Origin of the sequence: Reyranella sp. (genome assembly GCF_004297405.1) — a bacterium.
Lineage (GTDB): Bacteria > Pseudomonadota > Alphaproteobacteria > Reyranellales > Reyranellaceae > Reyranella.
In genome coordinates this window covers 1-22,361 of the sequence record NZ_SCVC01000011.1, presented here as the reverse complement: position 1 = coordinate 22,361, position 22,361 = coordinate 1, and the positions used below count along the sequence as shown (strand labels likewise).

23 protein-coding genes are annotated in these 22,361 nt (G+C 65.2%); 13 read left to right on the top strand and 10 right to left on the bottom strand.

Annotated features, from left to right (window positions below):
- Window positions 1-2: 2 nt before the first annotated feature.
- A complete protein-coding gene (locus EPO50_RS07970) occupies window positions 3-275 on the bottom strand; it encodes a FeoA family protein (protein WP_296342743.1) in 273 nt (90 codons plus the stop codon).
- A gap of 59 nt (window positions 276-334) precedes the next feature.
- Here EPO50_RS07970 and EPO50_RS07965 point away from each other — a divergent pair, with 59 nt between their 5' ends.
- From EPO50_RS07965 to EPO50_RS07950, 4 genes are read left to right on the top strand one after another with little or no spacing between them, the layout of a single operon-like run.
- Window positions 335-1,048 carry an alpha/beta hydrolase gene (locus EPO50_RS07965; protein WP_296342742.1) on the top strand — a complete coding sequence of 238 codons (714 nt, stop codon included), beginning with the start codon at window positions 335-337 and terminating at the stop codon, window positions 1,046-1,048.
- Between the two features lie 12 nt (window positions 1,049-1,060).
- Window positions 1,061-2,440 carry a CoA transferase gene (locus EPO50_RS07960; protein ID WP_296342741.1) on the top strand — a complete coding sequence of 460 codons (1,380 nt, stop codon included), beginning with the start codon at window positions 1,061-1,063 and terminating at the stop codon, window positions 2,438-2,440.
- A 4-nt stretch (window positions 2,441-2,444) separates the two neighbouring features.
- The gene (locus EPO50_RS07955) at window positions 2,445-3,059 is read left to right on the top strand and encodes a pyridoxamine 5'-phosphate oxidase family protein (protein ID WP_296342740.1); all 615 of its coding nucleotides are present in this window, start codon (window positions 2,445-2,447) and stop codon (window positions 3,057-3,059) included.
- On the top strand, window positions 3,026-3,556 hold the full coding sequence (locus EPO50_RS07950) for a GNAT family N-acetyltransferase (RefSeq protein ID WP_296342738.1): 531 nt from the start codon (window positions 3,026-3,028) through the stop codon (window positions 3,554-3,556). The genes EPO50_RS07955 and EPO50_RS07950 overlap by 34 nt, the downstream gene beginning before the upstream one ends.
- Here EPO50_RS07950 and EPO50_RS07945 read toward each other — a convergent pair.
- From EPO50_RS07945 to EPO50_RS07930, 4 genes are all read right to left on the bottom strand, one after another.
- A complete protein-coding gene (locus EPO50_RS07945) occupies window positions 3,553-4,950 on the bottom strand; it encodes a trehalose-6-phosphate synthase (protein ID WP_296342737.1) in 1,398 nt (465 codons plus the stop codon). The genes EPO50_RS07950 and EPO50_RS07945 overlap by 4 nt on opposite strands.
- Window positions 4,935-6,734, bottom strand: coding sequence for a glycoside hydrolase family 15 protein (locus EPO50_RS07940; RefSeq protein WP_296342735.1), 1,800 nt, complete (start codon window positions 6,732-6,734; stop codon window positions 4,935-4,937). Before EPO50_RS07940 ends, EPO50_RS07945 begins: the two co-directional genes overlap by 16 nt.
- Window positions 6,731-7,465: a trehalose-phosphatase gene (gene otsB, locus EPO50_RS07935; RefSeq protein WP_296342733.1), complete on the bottom strand. Its 735-nt coding sequence runs from the start codon at window positions 7,463-7,465 to the stop codon at window positions 6,731-6,733. Before otsB ends, EPO50_RS07940 begins: the two co-directional genes overlap by 4 nt.
- 207 nt (window positions 7,466-7,672) lie before the next feature.
- Window positions 7,673-7,918: a DUF1127 domain-containing protein gene (locus EPO50_RS07930; protein ID WP_296342731.1), complete on the bottom strand. Its 246-nt coding sequence runs from the start codon at window positions 7,916-7,918 to the stop codon at window positions 7,673-7,675.
- Window positions 7,919-8,041: 123 nt separating this feature from the next.
- On the opposite strand from EPO50_RS07930, the gene EPO50_RS07925 reads away from it, so the two are divergent.
- The gene (locus tag EPO50_RS07925; RefSeq protein WP_296342729.1) at window positions 8,042-9,190 is read left to right on the top strand and encodes an aminotransferase class V-fold PLP-dependent enzyme; all 1,149 of its coding nucleotides are present in this window, start codon (window positions 8,042-8,044) and stop codon (window positions 9,188-9,190) included.
- A 1-nt stretch (window position 9,191) separates the two neighbouring features.
- Here the strand turns inward: EPO50_RS07925 and EPO50_RS07920 are convergent, their stop codons facing one another.
- A complete protein-coding gene (locus EPO50_RS07920) occupies window positions 9,192-9,596 on the bottom strand; it encodes a GFA family protein (protein ID WP_296342726.1) in 405 nt (134 codons plus the stop codon).
- A gap of 99 nt (window positions 9,597-9,695) precedes the next feature.
- Here EPO50_RS07920 and EPO50_RS07915 point away from each other — a divergent pair, with 99 nt between their 5' ends.
- From EPO50_RS07915 to EPO50_RS07890, 6 genes are all read left to right on the top strand, one after another.
- Window positions 9,696-10,661: a tripartite tricarboxylate transporter substrate binding protein gene (locus tag EPO50_RS07915; protein WP_296342725.1), complete on the top strand. Its 966-nt coding sequence runs from the start codon at window positions 9,696-9,698 to the stop codon at window positions 10,659-10,661.
- Window positions 10,661-12,727 carry a hydantoinase/oxoprolinase family protein gene (locus EPO50_RS07910; RefSeq protein WP_296342723.1) on the top strand — a complete coding sequence of 689 codons (2,067 nt, stop codon included), beginning with the start codon at window positions 10,661-10,663 and terminating at the stop codon, window positions 12,725-12,727. The genes EPO50_RS07915 and EPO50_RS07910 overlap by 1 nt, the downstream gene beginning before the upstream one ends.
- Window positions 12,724-14,382 (top strand): hydantoinase B/oxoprolinase family protein, encoded by a 1,659-nt coding sequence (locus EPO50_RS07905; RefSeq protein ID WP_296342721.1) that lies wholly within the window; start codon window positions 12,724-12,726, stop codon window positions 14,380-14,382. The genes EPO50_RS07910 and EPO50_RS07905 overlap by 4 nt, the downstream gene beginning before the upstream one ends.
- Window positions 14,383-14,469: 87 nt before the next feature.
- Window positions 14,470-15,420, top strand: coding sequence for an SMP-30/gluconolactonase/LRE family protein (locus tag EPO50_RS07900; RefSeq protein WP_296342719.1), 951 nt, complete (start codon window positions 14,470-14,472; stop codon window positions 15,418-15,420).
- 26 nt (window positions 15,421-15,446) lie between these two features.
- The gene (locus tag EPO50_RS07895; RefSeq protein WP_296342717.1) at window positions 15,447-16,652 is read left to right on the top strand and encodes an MFS transporter; all 1,206 of its coding nucleotides are present in this window, start codon (window positions 15,447-15,449) and stop codon (window positions 16,650-16,652) included.
- Between the two features lie 9 nt (window positions 16,653-16,661).
- Complete coding sequence (locus EPO50_RS07890; RefSeq protein ID WP_296342715.1) at window positions 16,662-17,831, top strand: mandelate racemase/muconate lactonizing enzyme family protein; 1,170 nt, start codon at window positions 16,662-16,664, stop codon at window positions 17,829-17,831.
- A 15-nt stretch (window positions 17,832-17,846) separates the two neighbouring features.
- On the opposite strand, the gene EPO50_RS07885 is transcribed toward EPO50_RS07890, so the two are convergent.
- Together EPO50_RS07885 and EPO50_RS07880 are read right to left on the bottom strand one after the other, a co-directional pair.
- The gene (locus EPO50_RS07885) at window positions 17,847-17,978 is read right to left on the bottom strand and encodes a hypothetical protein (protein WP_296342713.1); all 132 of its coding nucleotides are present in this window, start codon (window positions 17,976-17,978) and stop codon (window positions 17,847-17,849) included.
- Between the two features lie 21 nt (window positions 17,979-17,999).
- Complete coding sequence (locus EPO50_RS07880) at window positions 18,000-18,965, bottom strand: tripartite tricarboxylate transporter substrate binding protein (RefSeq protein WP_296342711.1); 966 nt, start codon at window positions 18,963-18,965, stop codon at window positions 18,000-18,002.
- Between the two features lie 117 nt (window positions 18,966-19,082).
- Here EPO50_RS07880 and ybaL point away from each other — a divergent pair, with 117 nt between their 5' ends.
- Complete coding sequence (gene ybaL, locus EPO50_RS07875; RefSeq protein ID WP_296342709.1) at window positions 19,083-20,783, top strand: YbaL family putative K(+) efflux transporter; 1,701 nt, start codon at window positions 19,083-19,085, stop codon at window positions 20,781-20,783.
- 2 nt (window positions 20,784-20,785) lie between these two features.
- On the opposite strand, the gene EPO50_RS07870 is transcribed toward ybaL, so the two are convergent.
- Window positions 20,786-21,391 (bottom strand): glutathione S-transferase family protein, encoded by a 606-nt coding sequence (locus EPO50_RS07870; protein WP_296342707.1) that lies wholly within the window; start codon window positions 21,389-21,391, stop codon window positions 20,786-20,788.
- A gap of 47 nt (window positions 21,392-21,438) precedes the next feature.
- Here EPO50_RS07870 and EPO50_RS07865 point away from each other — a divergent pair, with 47 nt between their 5' ends.
- Window positions 21,439-22,065: a hypothetical protein gene (locus EPO50_RS07865; RefSeq protein WP_296342705.1), complete on the top strand. Its 627-nt coding sequence runs from the start codon at window positions 21,439-21,441 to the stop codon at window positions 22,063-22,065.
- Window positions 22,066-22,150: 85 nt separating this feature from the next.
- On the opposite strand, the gene EPO50_RS07860 is transcribed toward EPO50_RS07865, so the two are convergent.
- Window positions 22,151-22,361: OmpA family protein (locus EPO50_RS07860; RefSeq protein ID WP_296342704.1), on the bottom strand; the 211-nt coding region annotated here is incomplete at its 5' end.

Here is a 22,361-nt window from a genome sequence, read left to right as displayed (position 1 = left end):
ACTTAAATCTCCGCACTCACGAGAATCGCCATCGCCTCGCGACGGCGCAGCCCGATGGTCGTGTGGGCAATACGTACGGCGATGGGATCACCGCCGAACAAGCCCTGATGCAGCAGCTCGACGGCGGCGCCTTCGACGAAGCCCAATTCGATCAGACGACGTTCGAGTTCGGCAGCCGGCAGGCCAGCGCCGCCACGCTCTGCGTCGATCGCATGTATGCGGCCACGGAAGCCCACGCGGGCAGCGCCAAGTGCTATGGTTGGATGAGTATTCATTGCGAGTAAGTCGTAATAGCATTGAAGAAGTTGGCTCGCCAGCAGGAGGTAGTAGAAGCATGGCAAACATCGTTCTGGCGCATGGCGCCTGGTCGGCGGCATGGGCGTGGAAGAAGATGCGCCCCCTGTTGCGCGCCGCCGGGCATGAGTTCTTTTCGCCGACCTATACTGGCCTCGGCGCCCGTGCCCACCTCGCAGCGCCGACCGTCGACCTCTCGACACACATCCAGGACGTTGTCGGTGTTCTTGAATTCGAGGACCTGAAAGACGTGGTCCTGCTTGGCCATTCCTATGGCGGCATGGTCGCGACGGGCGTCGTCGACAAGGCACGCAGCCGTATTGCACGCGTCGTGTATCTGGATGCGTTCGTGCCGAAGGACGGCCAGAGCCTGTTCGACCTCGTCGGTCCCAAGGCCGAGGGCAACATGCGCAAAGGTGCCGAGAAAGACGGCGACGGCTGGAAGCTTACCGTCAATCCGATGCCGCCCGACACCGCGCCCGAGGATGTCGCCTGGGCCAGCCCGCGTCGTCGGCCGCAGCCGATCAAGACCTTCGAACAGAAGATCAAGCTCGAATCGACGGAGGCTTCACCACCGCGTCACTTCATCTATGCCAAGCGCAACATGCCGGGCGATGCGTTCCGCCAGTTCGCCGATCGCGCCCGCAGCGAGGCCGGCTGGACCTGCGACGAGATGGACGCCAGCCACAATCCACACATCACCTGCCCGCAGGAGCTGATGACGCTGCTGACTAAGATCATGGCGTCTGCGTAAGGGGACTGTCACATGAGCGCCGATCTCGCCTACTCGATCCTGCGCCAACTCGGCCGTGAGAAGCGTAGCGACGATCGGCTCTCGATCACCGGCAGTGGCGATCCGATATTCGTCACGCCCTGGCGGATCGGCCAGGCAGGATCGGCCGCGCTCGGCGCGGTCGGTCTTGCCATCTCCGATCTCTGGAGGCTGAAGACCGGCATGCCGCAGTCGGTGAGCGTCGATACGCACGCCGCCGCCGCGTCACTGCGCTCCAACACCTATGTGTTGCGTAATGGCGAGAAGCCCGTGTCGTGGGATCCGCTCACCGGCCATTACCCGACACGCGACGGCCGGCACATGTTCATCCACACGAACCATCCGCATCACCGCGCAGGCGCCTTGCGAATCGCCGGCGCGAAGGATGATACACGCGAGGCGCTGGCCGAGGCCGTCGCCCAGTGGGAAGGACTGGCGATCGAGGAAGCGATTGCAGAGGGCGGCTGCGTCGGCGGCCTGACGCGCAGCCGCGAGGAATGGAACGCCCATCCGCACGGCATCGCGATTTCCAAGCTACCGCTGATCGACATCGTGAAGATCGGCGAAGCGCCGGCGCGTCCCTTGCCGCAGGGCGATCGTCCGCTTTCCGGCGTGCGCGCCTTCGATCTGACGCGCGTGCTGGCCGGCCCGACCAGCGGCCGCGTGCTGGCAGAGAATGGCGCCGACGTGCTGCATGTCGCAGCGCCCCACCTGCCCTATCAGTCCGAGTTGCTGATGGACACCGGCCACGGCAAGCGTTGTGCCTGGATCGACCTTCTGACGCCGGCCGGCGTCGAGACCATGAAAGTGCTGCTCCGCGAGGCCGACATCTTCACGCAAGGCTATCGCCCCGGCACGCTGGCCGGCCGCGGCTTTTCGCCGGAACAGGTCGCGGCTCTCAAGCCCGGTATCGTCTGCGTCAGTCTCTGCGCCTATGGTCACGAAGGCCCGTGGGCGTCGCGGCGCGGTTTCGACTCGATCGTGCAGAACGTCACCGGCCTCGCCGCCACGCAGGGCTCGCTCGACAAGCCGCGCAACATGCCCGTGCAGGCGCTGGACTATATCGCCGGTTACCTCGGTGCTCTGGGCGCAATGGTTGCGCTGGCCCGCCGCGTCGAACAGGGCGGCTCCTGGCTGGTGCGCGTGTCGCTGGTCCAGGTCGCGCACTGGCTCGCGAACCTCGGCACGGTCGACGCCACAAAAGGTGTCGCCGAACTGCCCGACGGCGACCTGCTGCCTCTCCTCACAGAAAGCGTTGGACCGTTGGGCCGACTGCGCCACCTGAAGCCCGTCGTCCAGCTCGGCACCACGCCCGCTTACTTCGCGAGGCCCGCCGAGCCACTCGGCTCATCATCTGCACAGTGGAGTTCATGACCCCATGTCCGACATTCTGAAGACAGAAGCCCAACTCGAAGCGATCTACGGCAAGCCAGCCGAAGCCGCGACCGTCAAGGAAGTGAATTGGATCACACCGCATTACCGCGCCTATATCGAAGCCTCGCCGTATGCTGCACTGGCGACCTCCGGCGCCGAGGGGCTCGACTGCTCGCCGCGCGGCGACAAGCCCGGCTTCGTCCGCGTGCACGACGAGAAGACGCTGATGCTGCCCGACCGGCGCGGCAACAACCGGATCGACTCGCTGCGCAACATCGTGCGCGATCCCAGGGTGGCGCTGCTGTTCATGATCCCGGGGATCGGCAACACACTGCGCGTGAACGGCCGCGCCCATCTCAGTGTCGAGCCCGGGCTGCTCGAATCCTTCGCCGTCGATGAGAAAGCGCCGCGCTCGGTCACCGTGATCGAGGTCGAAGCCGTCTACTTCCAGTGCGCCCGCGCATTGGTGCGCTCTGAACTCTGGAACCCCGAGCGTCATGTCGATCCCAAGTCGCTGCCCAGCGCCGGCCAGATTCTGGCGGCACTCAGCCAGGACAGGGTCGGCGGCGAGAAGTACGACCGCGAATGGCCGGGCCGGGCTGCGGCCACGATGTGGTGATCCGCGAACGCAAACCAGCCGACGACGAAGCAATCCGCCGCCTGAACGACACGGCCTTCGGCGGCCCCATCGAAGCGAAGATCGTCGAGGACCTGCGCAAGGCAAGGCTGGCGACCATCGAACTCGTCGCCGTCGAAGCGGACGAGATTGTCGGACACATCCTGTTCAGCGCGCTCAAGGTCACGATCGGCGCGGAGATGATCCCTTCCCTCGCTCTCGCACCGATGGCCGTTCTTCCCGGTCGGCAACGGCGCGGCATCGGCAGCGAGCTGATCCATCATGGGCTTGCCCTCGCTCGTCAGCGCGAATGGTGGGCGGTGATCGTGCTCGGCCATCCCGACTACTATCCACGCTTCGGCTTTTCCGCGGCGGTCACCAAGCCGCTTGCCGCGCCTTATTCGGGTGACGCCTTCATGGCGCTGGAGTTGGTGCCCGGCGCCCTGTCCGGCGCAGACGGACGGGTCGTCTATCCGCGAGCTTTCGACATCGACGCCTAGGCTGCAGCAACCGCTGCCGTTCGTGCGACCGGCCGTGCCTCGAGAGCATCGATGAAGCGCCGGCAATAAGCCTCCGCCGTCGTGCGCATCACCTTTTCCTTCAACGCGACATGGCGCTCCTTGCGCTCGGACAGTGGCATGATGAGCGCCATGTTCATGGCGTCAGCGATGGCATCGGGATCGAACGGGTTCACGATCAACGCCTCCGTGAGCTCCTGCGCGGCGCCGGCGAACTGCGACAGCACCAGCACGCCCGGATCTTCATCAGATTGGGCCGCCACAAACTCCTTGGCCACCAGGTTCATGCCGTCGCGCAACGGCGTCACGACGCCAATGCGACCGATGCGATATAGGCCCGCCAGGGTCGCACGCGGCGCGGTGCGCGTGGAATAACGCAACGGCGTCCAGTCGAAGTCCGAATGCCGGCCGTTGATCCGCCCGGCCAGCCGGTCGAGTTCGACGCGCAGCTTGCGATATTCGTCAACCTCTTCGCGCGAGCGCGGGCAAATTTGCAGAAAGTGGATCTTGCGTTTGTGCTCGGGGTGCTTTTCAAGCAGCCGTCCGAACGCCTCGAAGCGATGCGGCAACCCCTTGGAATAGTCCATGCGATCGACGCCGATGGCGAGCGCGCGCCCGGACAAGCTGCCGAACACGCGCTGCACGAGCTTGTCGCCAGCAGATCGTTCTGCCTCCTGGGCGAACGACTGGGCGTCGATGCCAATAGGATCGGCGAAGACGCGCAGCCGCCGGCCGTTCAGCCGGATCCATTCACCCTCGACCGCTGCCCCCAGCATGCGTTGCGCGCAGTCTCGGAAGTCGCGCGCATGTTCCTCGGTCTGGAAGCCCACGAGATCGTAGGCGCAGAGATCCGCCACCAGCTCGCGCGCCACCGGCATCGCCTCCAGCATCGACGGTGGTGCGAACGGCACATGCAGGAAGAAGCCCAGCCGGCCGTTGAAGCCCTGCTCGCGCAACAGGCGGGCAAAGGGGATCAGGTGATAGTCGTGCGCCCACACCGTGTCGTCGGGCTGCAGGACCGACGCCAATGAAGTCGCGAAGGCGCGATTGACAGCGAGATAGCCCTCATAATCCTCGCGACGGAAATGCATCAGGCCCAGCCTGAAATGCAGCAAGGGCCACAGCGCACCATTGGCGAAGCCAACGTAGAAGCCGCGATGCGCCTCGGCCGTGAGGTCGACGGTGGCATAGGTCACACCGCGCGCCTCGACGATCGCCGGCTGCAGCGATGGATCGGCCGAAAGCCGCCCGCTCCAGCCGAACCACATGGTGCCGGGCGTCAGCAGATCGCGCAGGGCGACCGCGAGGCCGCCCGCCGTAGCGCCCCGTGCCTTGGGAATGGGAACGCGATTGGAGACGATTACGAGGCGTGCCATAGCCCCTCCTCCCAGCTCCTCGAGAGCCGCATTGCCGACAGGATCAGCCCGACCTGCGAGTAAGTCTGCGGGAAGTTGCCCCACAGCTCGCCGGTCCGCGGATCGACATCCTCCGACAGAAGCCCGACGTGGTTACGCCGGGCCAAAAGGTTGTTGAACAGTTCGAGTGCCTCCTCGCGTCGGCCAACGCTCGCCAGCGCGTCGATGTACCAGAAGGTACAGAGCAGGAAGGCGTTGGACGGTTGACCGAAGTCGTCGGCCTCGACGTAGCGCATCAAAAAGCCGTTTCGCATCAGCTTGCGGCTCACCATGTCGAGCGTGGCGTGGAAGCGGGGATCGTCGGAACGCACCAGACCGATCTCGGGAAACACCAGGCTCGAAGCATCGGCCATGTCGCGGTCGAGCACGCCCGACAACCAGCCTTCCTGTGTCGTGGCGCGCTGCAGGATCTCCTGGCGCAGCACACCCGCCTTGGCGAGCCATTCGCGCGACTCCCCGTCGAGCCCGACGCGGCGGGCGATCAGGCCGAGACGGTGCTGGGCGGCCCAGCACATGGCCGCCGAGAAGGTGTGCACCTCCTCGCGTTCGCGATATTCCCAGAGGCCCGCGTCAGGCGTCAGCGCGGCACGATGGGCTTCGTTGCCGACGGCGCAGAGCTGACGATAGAGCTCGACATCGCCCTGACGCGGTAGGCGCTCGTCCCAGAACATCTGCGCCGCCGTCAACACCATCGAGCCGTAGACATCGTTCTGCTTCTGACCCACCGCGGCATTGCCGATGCGCACCGGCCCGTAGTTTCGGTAGCCCGGCAACGTCTTGACCAGCCGCTCCGTGGTGTCCGTGCCGGGTGCGATCGGGAACAGCGGCGCAACGTTGTGCACCTCGCCGCGCGTGCTGCCGGCCTCGACGACGTCGACGATGAAGCGCACGTAGCTTTCCATGGTGCGCGTAGCCGAAAGCCGGTTGAGGGCCGTCACGGTGAAGAAAGCGTCGCGCAACCAGGTGAAGCGATAATCCCAGTTACGCACCGTGCCGGCCGCCTCGGGCACGGAGGTGGTGAGCGCCGCCAGCACCGCGCCGGTATCCTCGTAGCTGCAGAGCTTCAAGGTGATTGCCGCGCGGATCACCGCGACCTGCCAGTCGAACGGGATGTTGAGGTCACGTACCCAGGTCTGCCAGTAGACCTCGGTCTCGCTGAGGAACGAGCGCGACAGCGCGTCGACATTGTCGGTGATACTCTCGTCGGCGCCGACAATCAGGGTCATCGGCCGATCGAGGGAGAATTCCGTCTCGTGCAGGATGTAGCTCAGTGATGCATCGGTCGTGAGGCGTTGCACCGCCGTATCGCCATAGAAGCGGATATGATTGCTGCCGACCGTGACTTGCGCTTTCTGTGCGCCATAGTCGAAGCTCGGCCGCAGACGCAACGTCACGCGCGGCCGCCCGGCCACCGGCTCGAGACGCCGGATCAGCATCGGCGGCCGGAACATGCGGCCAAAGCGACGGAAGCGCGGCGCGAAGTCCAGAATGCGCATCGAACCACCAGCCCCGTCGATGGTGGTCTCCAGGATCGCTGTGTTGGGCACATAACGCTGACGGCTTTCCTTGGCACCTTCGACAACGGCGTCCATGAAACCGGTCTGCGGATCGTTGCCGCCCAACAAGGCGTTGAACACCGGATCGCCGTCGAGCCGACCCAGCCCGTGCCAGACATGGCGGCCGTTGCGGTCGATCAGGCTCGCAATGGAGCAGTTGCCGATGACACCAAGATCGAGACTGCTCATGCCGAAGCTCCAGCTGACATCCGCTGAGGCAGAGGACGACCGCCCAGGCGCTCAGCATTATTGGCGAGCCAGCCACGCACCAAAGCCGGATCGCCCTTGAACATCTCCGCGACTCGCAAGCCTTCGCCACCGAAGCGGCGGGCCGCGCTCATGCCGGCTTCATCGGTGAAGTCGTCGCCGACGAAGATCGGACGACGGCCACGGAACGGACTGCCTGCCATGAGGCGCTCGACCGCAAAACCTTTCGAGGTCGCACGCGGACCGATTTCGACAGCCTCGCGCGCCGGGATGAGCCTGAACAAAGGATGATCGTCCGGCACGAGGGCGCGCACGGCCTTCCACACATCGTCGTGGCGTTCTGGCGCGAGGCGGTAATGGACTGCACATCCATGCTGCTTGGGTTCAATGAGGATACCCGGCCACCGCTCCGCCAACGTTCGAAGCGAATCGCGCCAGGCTTCCGGCACAGCAAGACCAGCCGGCATCTCCTCGGTGGTTCCGTCATCGAAACGTAATCCAACGCCGTGCTCGCCGGCGGCCGCACTTTTGAATGGCTTCAGGAGTTGATCGATGGTGACGATCGACCGGCCGCTGACGATCGCCAGCGCGCCGCCCAGCAAGGCACGAAGATGGTCCAGCAGGACCGGAAGCGCGGGAGGCACCACGACCGTCTCAGGCGTCGCCGCAATCTCAAGGAGCGTGCCGTCGAGATCGAGGAACAATGCAGTCATACGGTCGAAATCAGGTGCCATCAAAACCCCTCTGCGCCGGATTGTCTTTTGGGGCGCGAAGGGCCTTTGACCACTGCACGCCGGGTTCGGGGGCCGTCCCGAGTGAGCAGCCGCGCCTTAAGCGCAGGTGATCAACGTCTCAGGACGGGGGTAGTTCCCGAAAAAGCAGCGGTCGTGTGGCGAGATTGTGGCGAACGGCGAGAATGGTTAGCGAAGTGTTCCCATCTTCTGCCAGAACGGCTTGCCGCATTCATAGGCTGCCGCTGCGGGCGAGATGCCGGCATCGCGCAAGCTACGTGCATCGAGTTCGGCCAAGTAGCGCCGTGCCTCGATCCGTCCGCGCCATAGTGCGAACATCGTTACCATGCGCATGGTCAGGGTCGACCGCGGTGTGGCCGGCGTGGCGAGACTGTGTGGCTGATGGACGAAGCTGTTGCGGGACTGGACGCTCATCTGAACCCTCCTTGGGTCTCATGAGGCAAAGATGCGCGCCGCAAGCCGTGCTCTCAATTACATGGAAGGTAATGAGAAAGCCGCGCTAGTCTCACCTTCTGCGAACCATCGGAGACTTGGTCCATGCTTCCCTGCCAACGCACCCTGTTCGACATCCCGCGCGACGTTTGTTTCTTCAATGCCGCCTCGTGGAGTCCGCTGCCCATCGCCGTGCAGGATGCGGGACGCGCCGCCGTTGGACGCAAGGGACAGCCCTGGAAACTCGCGGGCACCTTCCAGAGCCAGCAGTACGAGCGGGCGCGCAAAGCGGCCGCAGCTCTGATCGGCGCCGATCCCGTCGATGTCGCACTCATCCCTTCCGTCGGGTACGGCGTCTCGACCGCGGGCAAGGTGATGTCGGTCCCGCGCGGCAGCCGCGTGCTGGTGCTGCAGGACGACCACACGTCACCTGTCTTGGAATGGATGAGCCGGGCGGAAGCCGCCGGTTTCACCGTGGAGACCGTGCAGCAACCAGCCGACGGCGACTGGACCTCGGCTGTACTCGAAGCGATCGAGCGCAAGGACGCCGCGCCGCTCGGCTTAGTCTCGATCTCCTCGGTGCATTGGTCGGATGGTGGCGCCCTCGACATGCCGCGCGTTGCCAAGGCCGCGAAGGCCAAGGGTTCTGCGTTGCTGGTCGACGCAACGCACGATGTCGGCATCCGCCGCATCGACGTAAAGGCGCTCGATCCCGACTTCCTGATCTTCCCGACCTACAAGTGGGTGTTGGGGCCTTATGGCCGCGCCTTCATGTACGTCGCCAAACGACATCAGAACGGCGTGCCGCTGGAACAGACCGCGCCGGCGCGCAAGGCGGTCGCCGCCGAAGACACGATCTACTTCCGCGACCTTGCCTATGCCGACGGTGCACGGCGCTACGACATGGGCGAGCGCGACCATTTCATTTCCATGGAGATGGCGGCCCTCGGTATGGAAATGATGGCGGGCTGGGGTAACGAGCCGATCACGGCGCGGCTTTCCATGCTCACCGACCGGCTGGCCGACGGGCTCGCCAACACGGGCGTGCATGTGATCGACAAGAAGCTGCGGGCACCGCATGTGCTCAGCCTGCAGTTCCCCAAAGGCATGGCGCCGGATCTGCCGCAAAAGCTCGCGGCCGAGAATGTCTACGCCGCGCCACGGCTCGGCCGTCTCAGGATCAGCCCGCACGTCTACAACGACGAGCAGGATGTCGACCGCTTCGTCGAAGTGTTCAAGAAGGTGGCGCTCTAGCTCAGAGGTGGCGCGTCTCCGCGGGTGACTGCGACCAGTCGTTGTTCGCGCCGTCCTGGAAGACGATCTCGCGCGCCGCGAACTGCAGCGGTGCGTCACCGTCTAGGCAAGCTACGTTGACGGCATAGAAGACGCCTCCCAGCACTTCCATGTTGCCGCGGCCGAAGGGCTTAATGCCGCATCGCCGGCAGAAACAGTGACGGATGATGCCGCTACCGAAGCCGTACTCCGTCACCATGTCAGCGCCCTTCACGAGGCGAAAAGCATCCTTCTTTGCAATTGTTTTCCAGAATCGACCCTTGGCGCAGATTGAACAGCTGCAGCGGCTGGTCTCGGCAGCAGGATCGAGGTCACACTCGAAGCGTACGGCGCCGCAATGGCAGCCACCTGCATATGCTTTCGCCATGGGGTTTGGCCTTCCGATATATAGTTAACCATCTGGTAAAGTGTTGAAGTAACAATGCCTGCCTGTCAAGCTCGTGACGGGGCGCAGGAAGGGATCGCTATGCGTAGTTCTCGTCGACAGGTGCTGGCCGCGGCATTCGCGGCACCGTTCGTTGCGCGCAGCGCTGTTGCACAGGGCAAGTATCCCGAACGCCCGATCAAGATCATCGTCCCCTTCCCGCCCGGTGGCGGCGTCGATCTGACGGCACGGCTCATGATGGAGCCGCTGTCCAAGGAACTCGGCCAGACCATCGTGATCGAGAACAAGGGTGGCGCCGGCGGCATCATCGGCGTCGAGGCGATGTCGCACAGCCCGCCCGACGGCTACACGCTCTCGCTCACAGGTGCCGGCACGCTCACCGCAGGCCCGCATCTGCGGGCGAAGATGCCTTACGATCCGCAGGCGCTGACGCAAATCACGCGGCTGGTGCGCATGCCCTTCATCGTGGCGGTGCGCAACGAGCTGCCGGCGAAGACGCTTCCGGAGTTCATGGAGCTGGCGAAACGCCAGGAGCTGCGCTGGGCCTCCGGCGGCATCGGCACCAGCCAGCACCTCGCGGGTGAACTCTTCACGCAGATGTCCGGGCTCAAGATGGTGCATGTGCCTTATCGCGGCACGGGGCCCGCACTGAACGATCTCGCGGCCGGCATCGTCGATGCTTATTTCGGCGATCCTGCAACCCTGGGCCTGATCCGCAGCGGCAAGGCACGCGCCATGGCCGTCACCTCGCCCGAGCGCTGGCCCGTGTTGCCCGACACGCCGGCCATGGCCGAAGCGGTGAAGGGCTATCAGGCTGAAAACTGGTACGGCCTCGCAGCGCCTCCCGGCACGCCCAAGCCGATCGTCGACCGGCTCAATGCCGCCATCGCCAAGGTGCTGGCCGAGCCCGACGTGAAGAAGAAGTACGACGAGAACGGCCTTACCCCAGCCGTACTCTCCCCGGCCGATTACGTGGCCTTCCTGAAGCGCGACTCCGTCACATGGGGCGACGTGGTGCGCAAGGGCAACATCAAGCTCGACGAATAATGTCCGCGCGTTTGGCCGTCGATATCGGCGGCACTTTCACCGATGTCGTGCTGGAAACCGGCACAGCAGCCCATGCCACCAAGATCCTGACCACGCCCGACGCGCCGGAACGTGCCGTGCTGGAGGGCGTGCGCGCCATCCTCGCGGAAGCGAAATGCCGGCCGGGCGATGTCACCCTGGTCGTGCATGGCACGACGCTCGCCACCAATGCGCTGATCGAGCGCAAAGGTGCACGTACGGCACTCGTGACGACGGCGGGCTTTCGCGATTCGCTCGAGATGGCCTGGGAACATCGTTTTGAGCAGTACGACATCTACATGGAGCGGCCCGAGCCGCTGGTCTCGCGCGACCTGCGCTTCGGTGTGCCCGAACGCGTCGCTGCCGATGGCGCCGTCTTGCTCGCCCTCGACGAGAAGGCCGTACGCGCCGTTGCCGCCGAACTCCGGAAGGAGAAGGTCGAAGCTGTCGCCGTCTGCTTCCTGCACAGCTTCACTAACGAAGCGCACGAGCGCCGCACCGGCGCAATCCTGGCCGAAGAGTTGCCGGGCGTCGCGATCTCACTGTCCTGCGAAGTCTGTCCCGAGATCCGCGAATACGAACGCACATCGACCACGATCGCCAATGCCTATGTGCTGCCGCGCATGGCAGGCTATCTCGGCCAGCTCGAAACCGACCTGAAGCGCGAGGGCATCGCCGGACCGCTGCTGCTCATGATGTCCTCGGGCGGCATCACCACCGTCGAGACGGCGCGGCGCTATCCGGTGCGGCTCGTCGAGTCCGGCCCTGCCGGCGGCGCCATCCTGGCGCGTACCGTCGCGGCCGAGAATGATGCCCGCAAAGCGGTTGCCTTCGACATGGGCGGCACGACCGCCAAGCTCACCCTGCTCGACGACCTCGAACTGCAGCGCTCGCGCCAGTTCGAGGTCGCGCGCGCCTACCGCTTCATTCAAGGCTCCGGCCTGCCGGTGCGTATCCCCGTCATCGAGTTGGTCGAGATTGGCGCCGGTGGCGGCTCGATCGCGCGCTTGGATGCACTTGGACGCCTCCAGGTCGGCCCCGACTCCGCCGGCAGTGTGCCCGGCCCGGCGAGCTACGGCCGCGGCGGGACCGAGCCCACCGTTACCGATGCCGATACTGCGCTCGGTCGTCTCGATCCCAAGCGCTTCGCGGGCGGCGCCATTCCCCTGCATCGCGACAAGGCCGAGGCGGCGTTGCAGTCGCTGGCCGGCCCGCTCAAGACCGATGCGCAGGGCGCGGCGGCCGGCGTCGCGGAAATCGTCGACGAGACGATGGCGAGCGCTGCTCGCGTGCACGCCGTCGAAAACGGCAAGGACACTGCTGATCGCGACCTGATCGCCTTCGGTGGCGCCGCGCCGCTGCACGCCGCGCGGCTGGCCCGCAAGCTCGGCATGAAGCGAGTGATCGTGCCAGTCGGTGCCGGTGTCGGCTCGGCTTTCGGCTTCCTGCGCGCGCCGATCGCCTATGAGGTGGTGCGCACGCGCCATGTGCGCCTGGACATGTTCGACGCCAAGATGCTGAACGAGCTCTTCGCCGCCATGCGCCTGGAGGCCGAAGCCGTGGTGCAGCCTGCGGCGCCGGGTGAAAAGCTGGTCGAGCATCGGCAGGCGTTCATGCGCTATCGCGGACAGGGACACGAGATCGCCGTACCGCTTCCCAACGAAGCCTTCGGCGCCGACGCAGTGCGCGACCTGCGTCGACGCTTCGAGGCGACCTACGAAACCGTGTTCGGCCGTGCCATTCCAAAGCTCGAGGTCGAAGCGCTGACCTGGACCTTGTCGCTCGCCACCGACCGGCCGTTGCCGGCGCCGGCGAAGGCAATCGCCGTCCTTGCCGCGCCGACGCCATCGGGCCATCGCGAGGTGCTGGATCCGGCCAGTGGTGTGCGCGAGCAGGCCGCGATCCATGAGCGGCACGCGCTGAAGCCCGGCATGACGCTCGACGGGCCGGCACTGATTGTCGAGGATGGCACGACGACCGTTGTGCCCAAGGGCTTCACGGCCCGCCTCAACGCCGTGAGCCAGATCGTACTGGAGGATCGCGCATGAGCACTCCAACGGATATCCGCCTGCAGGTGATGTGGAACCGCCTCCTCTCCGTCGTCGAGGAGCAAGCGCGTGCTCTAGTACGCACCGCATTCTCGACCAGCGCCCGCGAGGCCGGCGACATCTCGGCCGGCGTGTTCGACCTGGAAGGCCGCATGCTGGCCCAGGCCGTCACTGGCACGCCAGGCCATGTGAATTCGATGGCGCGCAGCGTCATCCATTTCATCCGCGAATTCCCGGTCGAGACCATGAAGCCGGGGGACGCCTACGTAACCAACGATCCGTGGAAGGGCACCGGCCATCTCTACGACATCGTCGTCACCTCGCCGGCCTTCCACAACGGCAAGCTGGTCGCCCTCTTCTCCTGCACGACGCACGTCGTCGATATCGGCGGCCTCGGCCAGTCGCCCGACGGCCGGCAGGTGTTCCACGAGGGCCTGTTCCTGCCGCTGCTGCCGCTGATGCGCGAAGGCCGGATCGACGAGAGCGTGATGCGCATTGTGCGCGCCAACGTGCGCGAGCCGGTGCAGGTCGAGGGCGACATCCACGCGCTGATCGGCTGCAACGTCATCGGCGAGCAACGGCTTTCGCACATGATGGCTGAGCACGGCATCGCCGATCTCGACGAACTCGGCGCGCACATCATCGACAAGAGTCGGGCCGGCATGGTGGCGGCCATCGCCAGGCTGCCGCGCGGCACCTGGAAGGGCCATATGCGGATCGACGGCTACGATGCGCCGATCGACCTGCACGCTGCCGTCACCATCCATGCCGACCATATCTCGGTCGACTATGCCGGCACCTCGGGCTCGTCGATCTACGGCATCAACTCGCCCATGTGCTACACGGAGGCGTACACGGCCTTCGGCATCAAATGCGTTGTGGCGCCGACCATTCCCAACAATGCCGGCACGCTCGACTCGATCCTCGTCACGGCGCCGGAGAACACCATCGTCAACGCGCTGTTCCCAGCCGCCGTGAACGCGCGCAGCACGATTGGCCATATGCTGCCCGACGTCTGCTTCGATGCGCTGCATCAGGTGATTCCAGGCCAGGTGCCAGCCGAGGGCACCAGCAATCTCTGGAACCTGAAGCTCGGCGCCGGCCACGGCATGACCGGCACGATCGGCAACAGCCGCCCCTTCATGGTGACGACCTTCCATTCCGGCGGCGCCGGTGCGCGCCCCACACTCGACGGACTGTCGGCAACGCCCTTTCCGTCCGGCGTGCGCAACGTGCCGGTCGAGATCACCGAAACCATCGCGCCGGTGGTCGTCTGGAAGAAGGAGTACCGCCAGGATTCCGGCGGCGCGGGTCAGCAGCGCGGCGGCCTCGGCCAGGTGATGGAAGTCGAGCATCGCGAGGGCGCACCCTTCGGCATCTTCGCCACGTTCGAGCGCGTGAAGCATCCGGCGCGTGGCCGCGATGGCGGCCAATCGGGCGGCAACGGCCGTCTCTCCCTGGCTTCAGGCCAGGAACTCAAGGCCAAGGGCTTCCAGACCATTCCGGCGGGCGAACGCCTGGTCGTCGAGATGCCGGGCGGTGGTGGCTTCGGCGATCCGAAGAAACGCGACCGTGAGGCCGTGAAGCGCGACGTGAAGCTGGGTCTCGTCAGCACGGAGCAAGCAAAGACGGCCTACGGCATCGAGAACGACTGACGTAGGGGCCGCTGCCAGAAAAATTTGTCCCTCGCTGTGACGCTGAGGTTGTAGTCTTTCCCCTCAAAGGGAAAAGAGGAAACCCAGATGTGGCAGCCCAGCGAGCGCTACCCCGATCCGGCGGTGCGCGTGCTCGATCCGTCGTTCAACCAGTATCGGCTGGTGCTGGCGTCGGTCGAGCGTCTCTACACCGGCTGCCGCTGGGCCGAGGGACCGGTCTATTTCGGTGACGGCCGCTACCTCCTGTGGAGCGACATTCCCAACAACCGCGTGCTGCGCTGGGACGAGGAAACGGGTGCCGTCTCGATCTTCCGCAAGCCGTCGAACAACGCCAACGGCCACACGCGCGACCGCCGCGGCCGGCTGATCGCCTGTGAGCACGATGCCCGGCGCGTCGTACGCTTCGAGTATGACGGCGCCATCACGGTGCTGGCCGACTCCTACAACGGCAAGCCGTTGAACTCGCCGAACGACGTCGTCGTGAAGTCCGACGGCTCCATCTGGTTCACCGATCCGACGTTCGGCATCCTGGGTTACTACGAGGGCCACAAGGCCGAGAGCGAGAACAAGCCGGCCGTCTATCGTCTCGATCCCACAACCGGCAAGCTCACCGTGATGGCCGATGACATTGCCGGCCCCAATGGCCTCGCCTTCTCGCCCGACGAGAAGAAGCTCCATGTCGTGGCGTCACGCGCCGAACCGCATCGCACCATCCTGACCTATGACGTGCTGGGCGACGGCAACGAGACCAAGCTCGGCAAGGGCTCGGTGCTGATCGATGCCGGCCCGGGCGGCTCGCCCGACGGGTTCCGCGTCGATGTCGACGGCAACCTGTGGTGTGGCTGGGGCATGGGCTCGCCCGAACTCGACGGCGTACGTGTCTTCAATGCCAATGGCAAGCCGATCGGCCATATCGATCTGCCGGAACGCTGCGCCAACCTCTGCTTCGGCGGACGCTATCGCAACCGTCTGTTCATGGCCGCGAGCCACTCGCTCTACGCGCTCTACGTCAACACCCAGGGCGCGCTGGGTGGTTAATCGGTTTCGGGAGCGTCAGTAGATCCATGTCCGGAGTAGATTCGAGTTACGCCTGGTGGCGTCTTGTCGCCAGCGTCACGCTGAGTACGGTCGGCGGCATCGGCATGTGGTGCCTGGTCGTCGCCCTGCCCTCGGTGCAGCAGGATCTCGGCGTATCGCGCGCCGACATCTCCTTTGCCTACACGCTGAACACGCTCGGCTTCTTCGTCGGCGGTGTCGTCATGGGCAAGCTGGTCGACAAGCGTGGCATCGTCATCACTGCCGTGCTGAGCGCAATCGGCCTGTCGGTGGGCTTTGCCGTGGCGCCTGCAGCCACGTCGCTCCCCCTCTTCGCCACCGCGCAGATACTCATCGGCTTCAGCGGTGCAGCGACCTTTGCGCCACTGGTCGCCGACGTCTCGCACTGGTTCGAGAAACGCCGCGGCATGGCCGTTGCCATCGCCGCCTCGGGTAACTATCTGGCCGGCACGATCTGGCCGCCGATCATCGAATTCCTGATCCGAGACCATGGCTGGCGCGCCGCCTATTGGATGGCTGCTGCGATCTGCCTGCTGGTGATGGTCCCGCTGGCCTTCGTGCTGCGTCGCCCGCCACCTCTGCAGCATGCCGCCGACGGCAGCGCCGGCGTCGCCGCCCATTCGCCTCGTTCGCTCGGCCTCTCGCCCAACGCTTTGCAGGCGGTGCTGATCGTCGCCGGCATCGGCTGTTGCGTCGCCATGTCGATGCCACAGGTCCATATCGTCGCCTACTGCGCCGACCTGGGCTACGGCGTGGCGCGCGGCGCGGAGATGCTGTCGCTGATGCTAGGCTTCGGCATCATCAGCCGCATCGCCTCGGGCTGGATCGCCGACCGGGTCGGCGGCATCAAGACCCTGTTGCTGGGCTCGACCCTGCAATGCGTGGCGCTGGTCTTCTACCTGATCGACGATTCGCTCAACTCGCTCTACGTCGCCTCCGCCCTGTTCGGCCTGTTCCAGGGTGGCATCGTGCCGTCCTACGCCATCATCGTGCGCGAGTACTTTCCGCCCAAGGAAGCAGGCTTCCGGGTAGGTCTCGCGGTATCGTCAACGCTGGTCGGCATGGCCCTGGGTGGCTGGATGGGCGGCGTGCTGTTCGACATGACCGGCTCCTACCGCGCCGCCTTCCTCAACGGTATCGCCTGGAACCTGCTGAACGGTGTCGTCGCCTGGTGGCTGCTGTTCCGGCAAAATCGCCGCAACGTCTACGCCTGAGGAGCCATCATGCGTATCGTCGCCATCCACGACATCGTCTCGCCCATCCGCTCCAACATCGCCAACGCCTATATCGACTTCAGCCAGATGACGGCCTCGGTCGTGGCGGTGGTCACCGACGTGAAAGTCGACGGCAAGCCGGTGGTGGGTTTCGGCTTCAACTCCAACGGCCGCTATGCCCAGCATGGGCTGTTGGGTGAACGCTTCATCCCGCGGCTGAACCAGGCCAAGCCCGACTCACTGGTCGATGCCGAAGGCCTGCTCGATCCCACCAAGTGCTGGGCCGCGATGATGGCCAACGAAAAGCCCGGCGGGCACGGCGAACGCTCGGTCGCGGTCGGCGTGCTCGACATGGCGCTGTGGGATGCCGTCGCCAAGGCCAAGCGCGTGCCGCTCTGGAAGCTGCTGGCCGATCGCTACAATGGCGGTCAGGCCGATGAGAAGGCCTGGGTCTATGCCGCCGGTGGCTACTACTATCCTGGCAAGGACCTCGACGGGCTGAGGGACGAGATGAAACACTATCTCGGCCTCGGCTATTCCTGCGTGAAGATGAAGGTGGGCGGTGTGCCGCTCGCCGAGGACCTGAAGCGTATCGAGGCGGTGCTGAAGCTCGTCGGCAGCGGCGACAGGCTGGCGGTCGACGTCAACGGCAAGTTTGACCTGCCGACCGCCATCGCATTCGGCCGTGCCATCCAGGACATGGGCCTGCGCTGGTACGAAGAGCCCCTCGATCCGCTCGACTACCTGGCACACGCCGCACTCGCGACGCAGTACGCGCCGCCGCTGGCCACTGGTGAAAACCTCTTCTCGATGCAGGATGCGCGGAACCTGATCCGCCACGGCGGCCTGCGGCCCGACCGCGATATCCTGCAGTTCGATCCCGCCCTCTCCTACGGCCTGGTCGAGTATCTGCGCACGATCGAGATGCTGAAGGCCAACGGCTGGTCGCCGCGCCGCTGCGTGCCGCATGGCGGCCACCAGTTCGCCCTCAACATCGCGGTCGGCCTGCAGTGTGGCGGCAACGAATCCTATCCGCAGGTTTTCGCGCCGTTCGGCGGCTTTGCCGACGATTGTCCGGTTGTCGATGGCCGCGTGACGATGCCCGACGCGCCAGGCATCGGCTTCGAGCGCAAGGCCGAGCTGTGGTCGGTGATGAAAGAACTGTTGCCCGCCAGCTGAACGATCAGGCTGCGGTCAGGCGCGGAAGTTGTCCCAGCCGCCGCCGCCCTGCCAACCACTCGGCTGCTTCGTGTCGAGCGTGCAACCACCCACGGCCAGCACCAGCAACGCGACCGCAAAGGACAAGAAGGAACGAACGCGATTCATGCCATCGACGATGGCACCCGCTCATTCGGGCTTCAACAGGCCCGACTTCACAAGTTCGCTAACGCTTGCTTCCTGGTCCTTCATGTAGGCGGCAAACTCGGCCATCGTCGTCGGCCGGGGGACACCGCCGAGTTCGGCAAGCTTGTCGGCCACGGCCTTTTCCTTGAGCGCACCGACGACGGCGCCATTCAGCGTCTCCAGGATCGGCTTCGGCGTTTCGGCCCGGGTCAGAAGGCCTGCCGTCGTGCCGCCGTCGAACGGCTTGCTGCCGATGTCCTTCAGCGACGGCATGTCAGGGAGCTGCGGCACGCGATCGGGGCTCATCGCCAGCATGCCGATCAGCTTGCCCGACTTGATGTGCGGCAGCGATGTCGTGAGCTGATCCATGTAGAGGTCGATCTGGCCGGCCATCAGGTCGTTGAGGCCCGGTCCCGACCCCTTGTAGGGAATGATGTTGAACTGCACGCCTTCATTCACCTGGAGGCGCAGGATGGCGATGTGATTGGTCGTGCCGTTGCCGGCGTGGCCGATGCTGACCGTGCCCGGCTTAGCTTTGGCCTCGGCGAGTGCGGCACGGATGTTCGCGAAGCGGCCACCGGGCTTGCCTACGATGATCATGGGCACCGTGCTCAGCAGAGAAATCGGCGTGAACAGAGGCACCATCGACGGCTTGCCCGCGAGATAGGGCGCGACGAAGAGCACGCTGAAGCTGCCCATCACCACCGTGTAGCCGTCCGCCGGGGCATTGGCCGCGGCCTCGGCGCCGACGATGCCACCCGCGCCAGGACGATTGTCGACGATCACGGTCTGGCCAAGCCGACGCCCCATCGCCTCGCCCACCAGTCGTGAAGTCAGGTCGTAATTGCCGCCGGCGGCGAACGGCGCGATCCACCGGATCGGTTTGCTGGGAAAATTCTGGGACCACGCGGGCAGGCACGGCAATGCCATTGCCCCGCCCAGCAGCGCACGACGTAACAGGGTCGTCATCTCGATTTTCCTCCCACAGTTCCGCGCGCGTTTCGCTCGCCCCTTCAGACTGATTGCAATTTTCGTCTTATCGCGCCACATCGGAATAAGGCCCACCCATCGAGGAGAGAAACCGGGATGCCAGAGCACCAGACGCCGCTTATCGCCACGATCGCTGCGGGTCTGATGCTCGCCTTCATCTTTGGTCTCATCGCTCAACGGCTGCGCATCCAGCCCCTGGTCGGCTACCTGCTGGCCGGCGTCATGGTCGGCCCCTACACGCCAGGTTTCACGGCCGATCCAGCACTCGCAGCCGAGCTGGCCGAGATCGGCGTCATCCTCCTGATGTTCGGTGTCGGGCTGCATTTCTCGCTGAAGGACCTGCTGTCGGTGGCGCGTATCGCGGTGCCTGGCGCCGTCGGGCAGATTGCCGTCGCCACCCTGATGGGCGCCTGCCTCTCCTGGGCGCTCGGCTGGGGCCTGCAGGCGGGCTTCGTCTTCGGGTTGACCTTGTCGGTGGCCAGCACCGTGGTCCTGATCCGGGCGTTGCAGGACCGTCACATCCTCGACAGTACCCGCGGTCGCATCGCCGTCGGCTGGCTCGTTGTCGAAGACCTCGCCATGGTGCTGGCGCTGGTGTTGCTGCCGGCGGTCGCGGTCGTCACCGCAGGCGAGGACGTGCCCGCGACCCGCATCCTCTTCTCCCTGCTGGTCACTCTGGCAAAGGTCTCGATCTTCGTGGCCGTGATGCTAATCGTCGGGCGGAGGGTCATTCCTTGGCTGATGCACCACACGGCGCACACTGGATCGCGCGAGCTGTTCCGGCTCGCCGTCTATGCCATCGCGCTCGGCGTCGCCTATGGCGCGGCCAAGCTGTTCGGCGTGTCCTTCGCGCTGGGTGCCTTCTTTGCCGGCATGGTGCTGGGCGAAAGCGACCTCAGCCAGCAGGCTGCCGAGGAGGCGATCCCGCTGCGCGACGCCTTCGCCGTCCTGTTCTTTGTCTCGGTCGGCATGCTGCTCAATCCGGCCGTGTTCATCGACGCGCCGTTCGCCATGCTGGCGACCGTGGCGATCATCATCGTCGGCAAATCGGCCGCCGCCTATCTGATCGTGCGCGCCTTTCGCTATCCGACGTCGACGGCACTCACCGTGTCTGCCAGCCTGGCGCAGATCGGCGAGTTCTCCTTCATCCTGATCGGACTCGGCATCGATCTGAAGATGGTACCTAAAGAAGCGCGCGACCTCGTGCTGGCGGGCGCCATCATCTCGATCATGTTGAACCCTCTCGTCTTTGCCGTGCTGGAGAAGTGGGAGCGCGACAAGAAGGGGGCCTCTGGCACCTCGGCCTCGCCCGAACCGCCGACTGCCACCGACGAGGCCGAGGCCGAGAGCACGCCGGTCATGACCACCCTCTCCGGACATGACGTCGTCATCGGTTATGGGCGGGTCGGGTCTCTGGTCGGCGCCGGCCTCGTCCGCGATGGCGCAAAGGTGCTGGTCATCGAGGCAGGTGAAACTGCGTCGACCAGGGCCCGCAACGACGGCGCCGAAATCAGTCGCGGCAACGCGGCTGACCCGGCCGTCCTCGCCGCAGCAAATCTTGCCGGCGCCCGACGTCTCTATGTCACGATTCCCGAACCCTTCGAGGCCGGCCAGGTAATCCAGCAGGCGCGCCTCGCCAACCCGACGATCGATATCCTGGCGCGGGCGCATACCGACGCCGCCGTGGAGCACCTCGATCGACTGGGCGCCAATCTCGTCGTGCTGGGCGAGACCGAGATCGCCCACCGCATGCTCGAACGGCCTCGCGGAGACGTCGTCGAAAAGACGTCAGCTTAACTCTACTGGCCGCTCACACGTTGCAAGGCGGGCCGGGCGTTGAGCCGCGCGACGTAGTCGTCGAAGACCTTCTCGCCCTTCAGCCCCGGCGCGCCGAACATCATGGCCCAGCGAATCTGCGATCCGACATATACGTCGGCAGCGCTGAACTTGTCGCCGAGCAGATAAGGTCCTTTAGCCAGGGCCGTCTTGAAAGCGGCCACGACCTCGCCATAGCTGCCCCAGCCGACGGCCGTCTTCTGCGGCGGCGCTGGCCGCTTCATCATCTCGTCGAGCAGAGCCGGTTCGAAGCAGCCGGCTCCGAAGAACAGCCAGCGATAGTAAGTGCCGCGAGACGGATCGCTCAACGCCGGCGCCAGACCAGCTTTAGGGAACGTATCCGCGAGATAGGCGATGATCGCCGCTGTCTCGGTCACGACCGTGTCGCGATGCACGATGGTCGGCAGCTTGCCCATCGGGTTCAGCGCCAGGAAGGACGGCGTCTTGTGCTCACCTTTTTCGAAGTCGATGGGCACGATGCGATAGGGCGCGCCGGCTTCCTCGAGCATCCAGTGCACCATCTGCGCCCGCGAGCGCGGATTGTGATAGAAGACGATTTCGTCGGTCATGCTGTACCTCCCTGCGGCCGCCGCAAATATGGCGCTTGGAAAGAGATATGTCCCGATTGTCGTTTCTTGCCAGCCTCCTCTGTGTCGTTGCCGTGACGCCAGTTGCGGCGCAAGCACTGCCAGCACTTGATTGCACTGGGCCATTTGCCCGTGATGCCGATGAGAACACCGTCGCCGCCGCCTTCGGCGCTGCCAATGTCACTCGTGCGGACATCCCGATTGGCGAAGGCTACACCGAACCGGGGACCGTGGTTTTTGCCGGTGACGATGCCAAGCGCATCGACATTCTCTGGCGCGACGCTGTGGCACGCGCCCAGCCGGCCACGGTGTTCTTCCGTGCTGGCTCGACCTGGCGTATCGCCATTGTCGGACTACCCGACAAACCGGTCGCTCTCGGCGCCACTCTGGAAGAGATCGAGGCCATGAACGGCAAGCCGTTCAGCATCACCGGATTCGGCTGGGACCTCGGCGGCCGTGCCGTCGGCTGGCATGACGGCAAGCTGGCTCACCCGATCGGTGGTTGCATGCTGTCCCTCGGCTTTGATCACGGGCCGGACGCGCCGCCCGGTGCACTCGAAAAGGTGAATGGCGACGTCGAATTTTTGTCGACCGACGCCGCCATGCGCCAAGTGAACCCGGTGGTGGTCGAGATGGTGCTCAACTGGGAGCAATGAGCGGCGATGCGAGTAATCCTGGACGCCGGCAAAGAAAAAGGCGGCCCGTGAGGGCCGCCTCGTTCATGTTCCAATACGATCCAGGTTACTGGACAACGATCTCGACGCGGCGGTTCTGCGGCTCGCGGACGTTCGGGCCGGTCTGAACCAGCAGGCCCTGCTCGCCACGGCCGATCACCGCGATGGCCGTCGCCGGCACGCCTTCACGCACCAGAGCGTCCTTCACAGCGTTCGCACGACGCAGCGACAGCGCCATGTTGTACTGCTCCGAGCCCGACGTATCGGTGTGGCCCGTC

Excerpts from the sequence above, each read along its gene's own strand:
- EPO50_RS07970 (WP_296342743.1), bottom strand. The coding sequence starts at position 275 with ATGAATACTCATCCAACCATAGCACTTGGCGCTGCCCGCGTGGGCTTC.
- EPO50_RS07965 (WP_296342742.1), top strand. The coding sequence starts at position 335 with ATGGCAAACATCGTTCTGGCGCATGGCGCCTGGTCGGCGGCATGGGCG.
- EPO50_RS07960 (WP_296342741.1), top strand. The coding sequence starts at position 1,061 with ATGAGCGCCGATCTCGCCTACTCGATCCTGCGCCAACTCGGCCGTGAG.
- EPO50_RS07955 (WP_296342740.1), top strand. The coding sequence starts at position 2,445 with ATGTCCGACATTCTGAAGACAGAAGCCCAACTCGAAGCGATCTACGGC.
- EPO50_RS07950 (WP_296342738.1), top strand. The coding sequence starts at position 3,026 with ATGGCCGGGCCGGGCTGCGGCCACGATGTGGTGATCCGCGAACGCAAA.
- EPO50_RS07945 (WP_296342737.1), bottom strand. The coding sequence starts at position 4,950 with ATGGCACGCCTCGTAATCGTCTCCAATCGCGTTCCCATTCCCAAGGCA.
- EPO50_RS07940 (WP_296342735.1), bottom strand. The coding sequence starts at position 6,734 with ATGAGCAGTCTCGATCTTGGTGTCATCGGCAACTGCTCCATTGCGAGC.
- otsB (WP_296342733.1), bottom strand. The coding sequence starts at position 7,465 with ATGACTGCATTGTTCCTCGATCTCGACGGCACGCTCCTTGAGATTGCG.
- EPO50_RS07930 (WP_296342731.1), bottom strand. The coding sequence starts at position 7,918 with ATGAGCGTCCAGTCCCGCAACAGCTTCGTCCATCAGCCACACAGTCTC.
- EPO50_RS07925 (WP_296342729.1), top strand. The coding sequence starts at position 8,042 with ATGCTTCCCTGCCAACGCACCCTGTTCGACATCCCGCGCGACGTTTGT.
- EPO50_RS07920 (WP_296342726.1), bottom strand. The coding sequence starts at position 9,596 with ATGGCGAAAGCATATGCAGGTGGCTGCCATTGCGGCGCCGTACGCTTC.
- EPO50_RS07915 (WP_296342725.1), top strand. The coding sequence starts at position 9,696 with ATGCGTAGTTCTCGTCGACAGGTGCTGGCCGCGGCATTCGCGGCACCG.
- EPO50_RS07910 (WP_296342723.1), top strand. The coding sequence starts at position 10,661 with ATGTCCGCGCGTTTGGCCGTCGATATCGGCGGCACTTTCACCGATGTC.
- EPO50_RS07905 (WP_296342721.1), top strand. The coding sequence starts at position 12,724 with ATGAGCACTCCAACGGATATCCGCCTGCAGGTGATGTGGAACCGCCTC.
- EPO50_RS07900 (WP_296342719.1), top strand. The coding sequence starts at position 14,470 with ATGTGGCAGCCCAGCGAGCGCTACCCCGATCCGGCGGTGCGCGTGCTC.
- EPO50_RS07895 (WP_296342717.1), top strand. The coding sequence starts at position 15,447 with ATGTCCGGAGTAGATTCGAGTTACGCCTGGTGGCGTCTTGTCGCCAGC.
- EPO50_RS07890 (WP_296342715.1), top strand. The coding sequence starts at position 16,662 with ATGCGTATCGTCGCCATCCACGACATCGTCTCGCCCATCCGCTCCAAC.
- EPO50_RS07885 (WP_296342713.1), bottom strand. The coding sequence starts at position 17,978 with ATGAATCGCGTTCGTTCCTTCTTGTCCTTTGCGGTCGCGTTGCTGGTG.
- EPO50_RS07880 (WP_296342711.1), bottom strand. The coding sequence starts at position 18,965 with ATGACGACCCTGTTACGTCGTGCGCTGCTGGGCGGGGCAATGGCATTG.
- ybaL (WP_296342709.1), top strand. The coding sequence starts at position 19,083 with ATGCCAGAGCACCAGACGCCGCTTATCGCCACGATCGCTGCGGGTCTG.
- EPO50_RS07870 (WP_296342707.1), bottom strand. The coding sequence starts at position 21,391 with ATGACCGACGAAATCGTCTTCTATCACAATCCGCGCTCGCGGGCGCAG.
- EPO50_RS07865 (WP_296342705.1), top strand. The coding sequence starts at position 21,439 with ATGTCCCGATTGTCGTTTCTTGCCAGCCTCCTCTGTGTCGTTGCCGTG.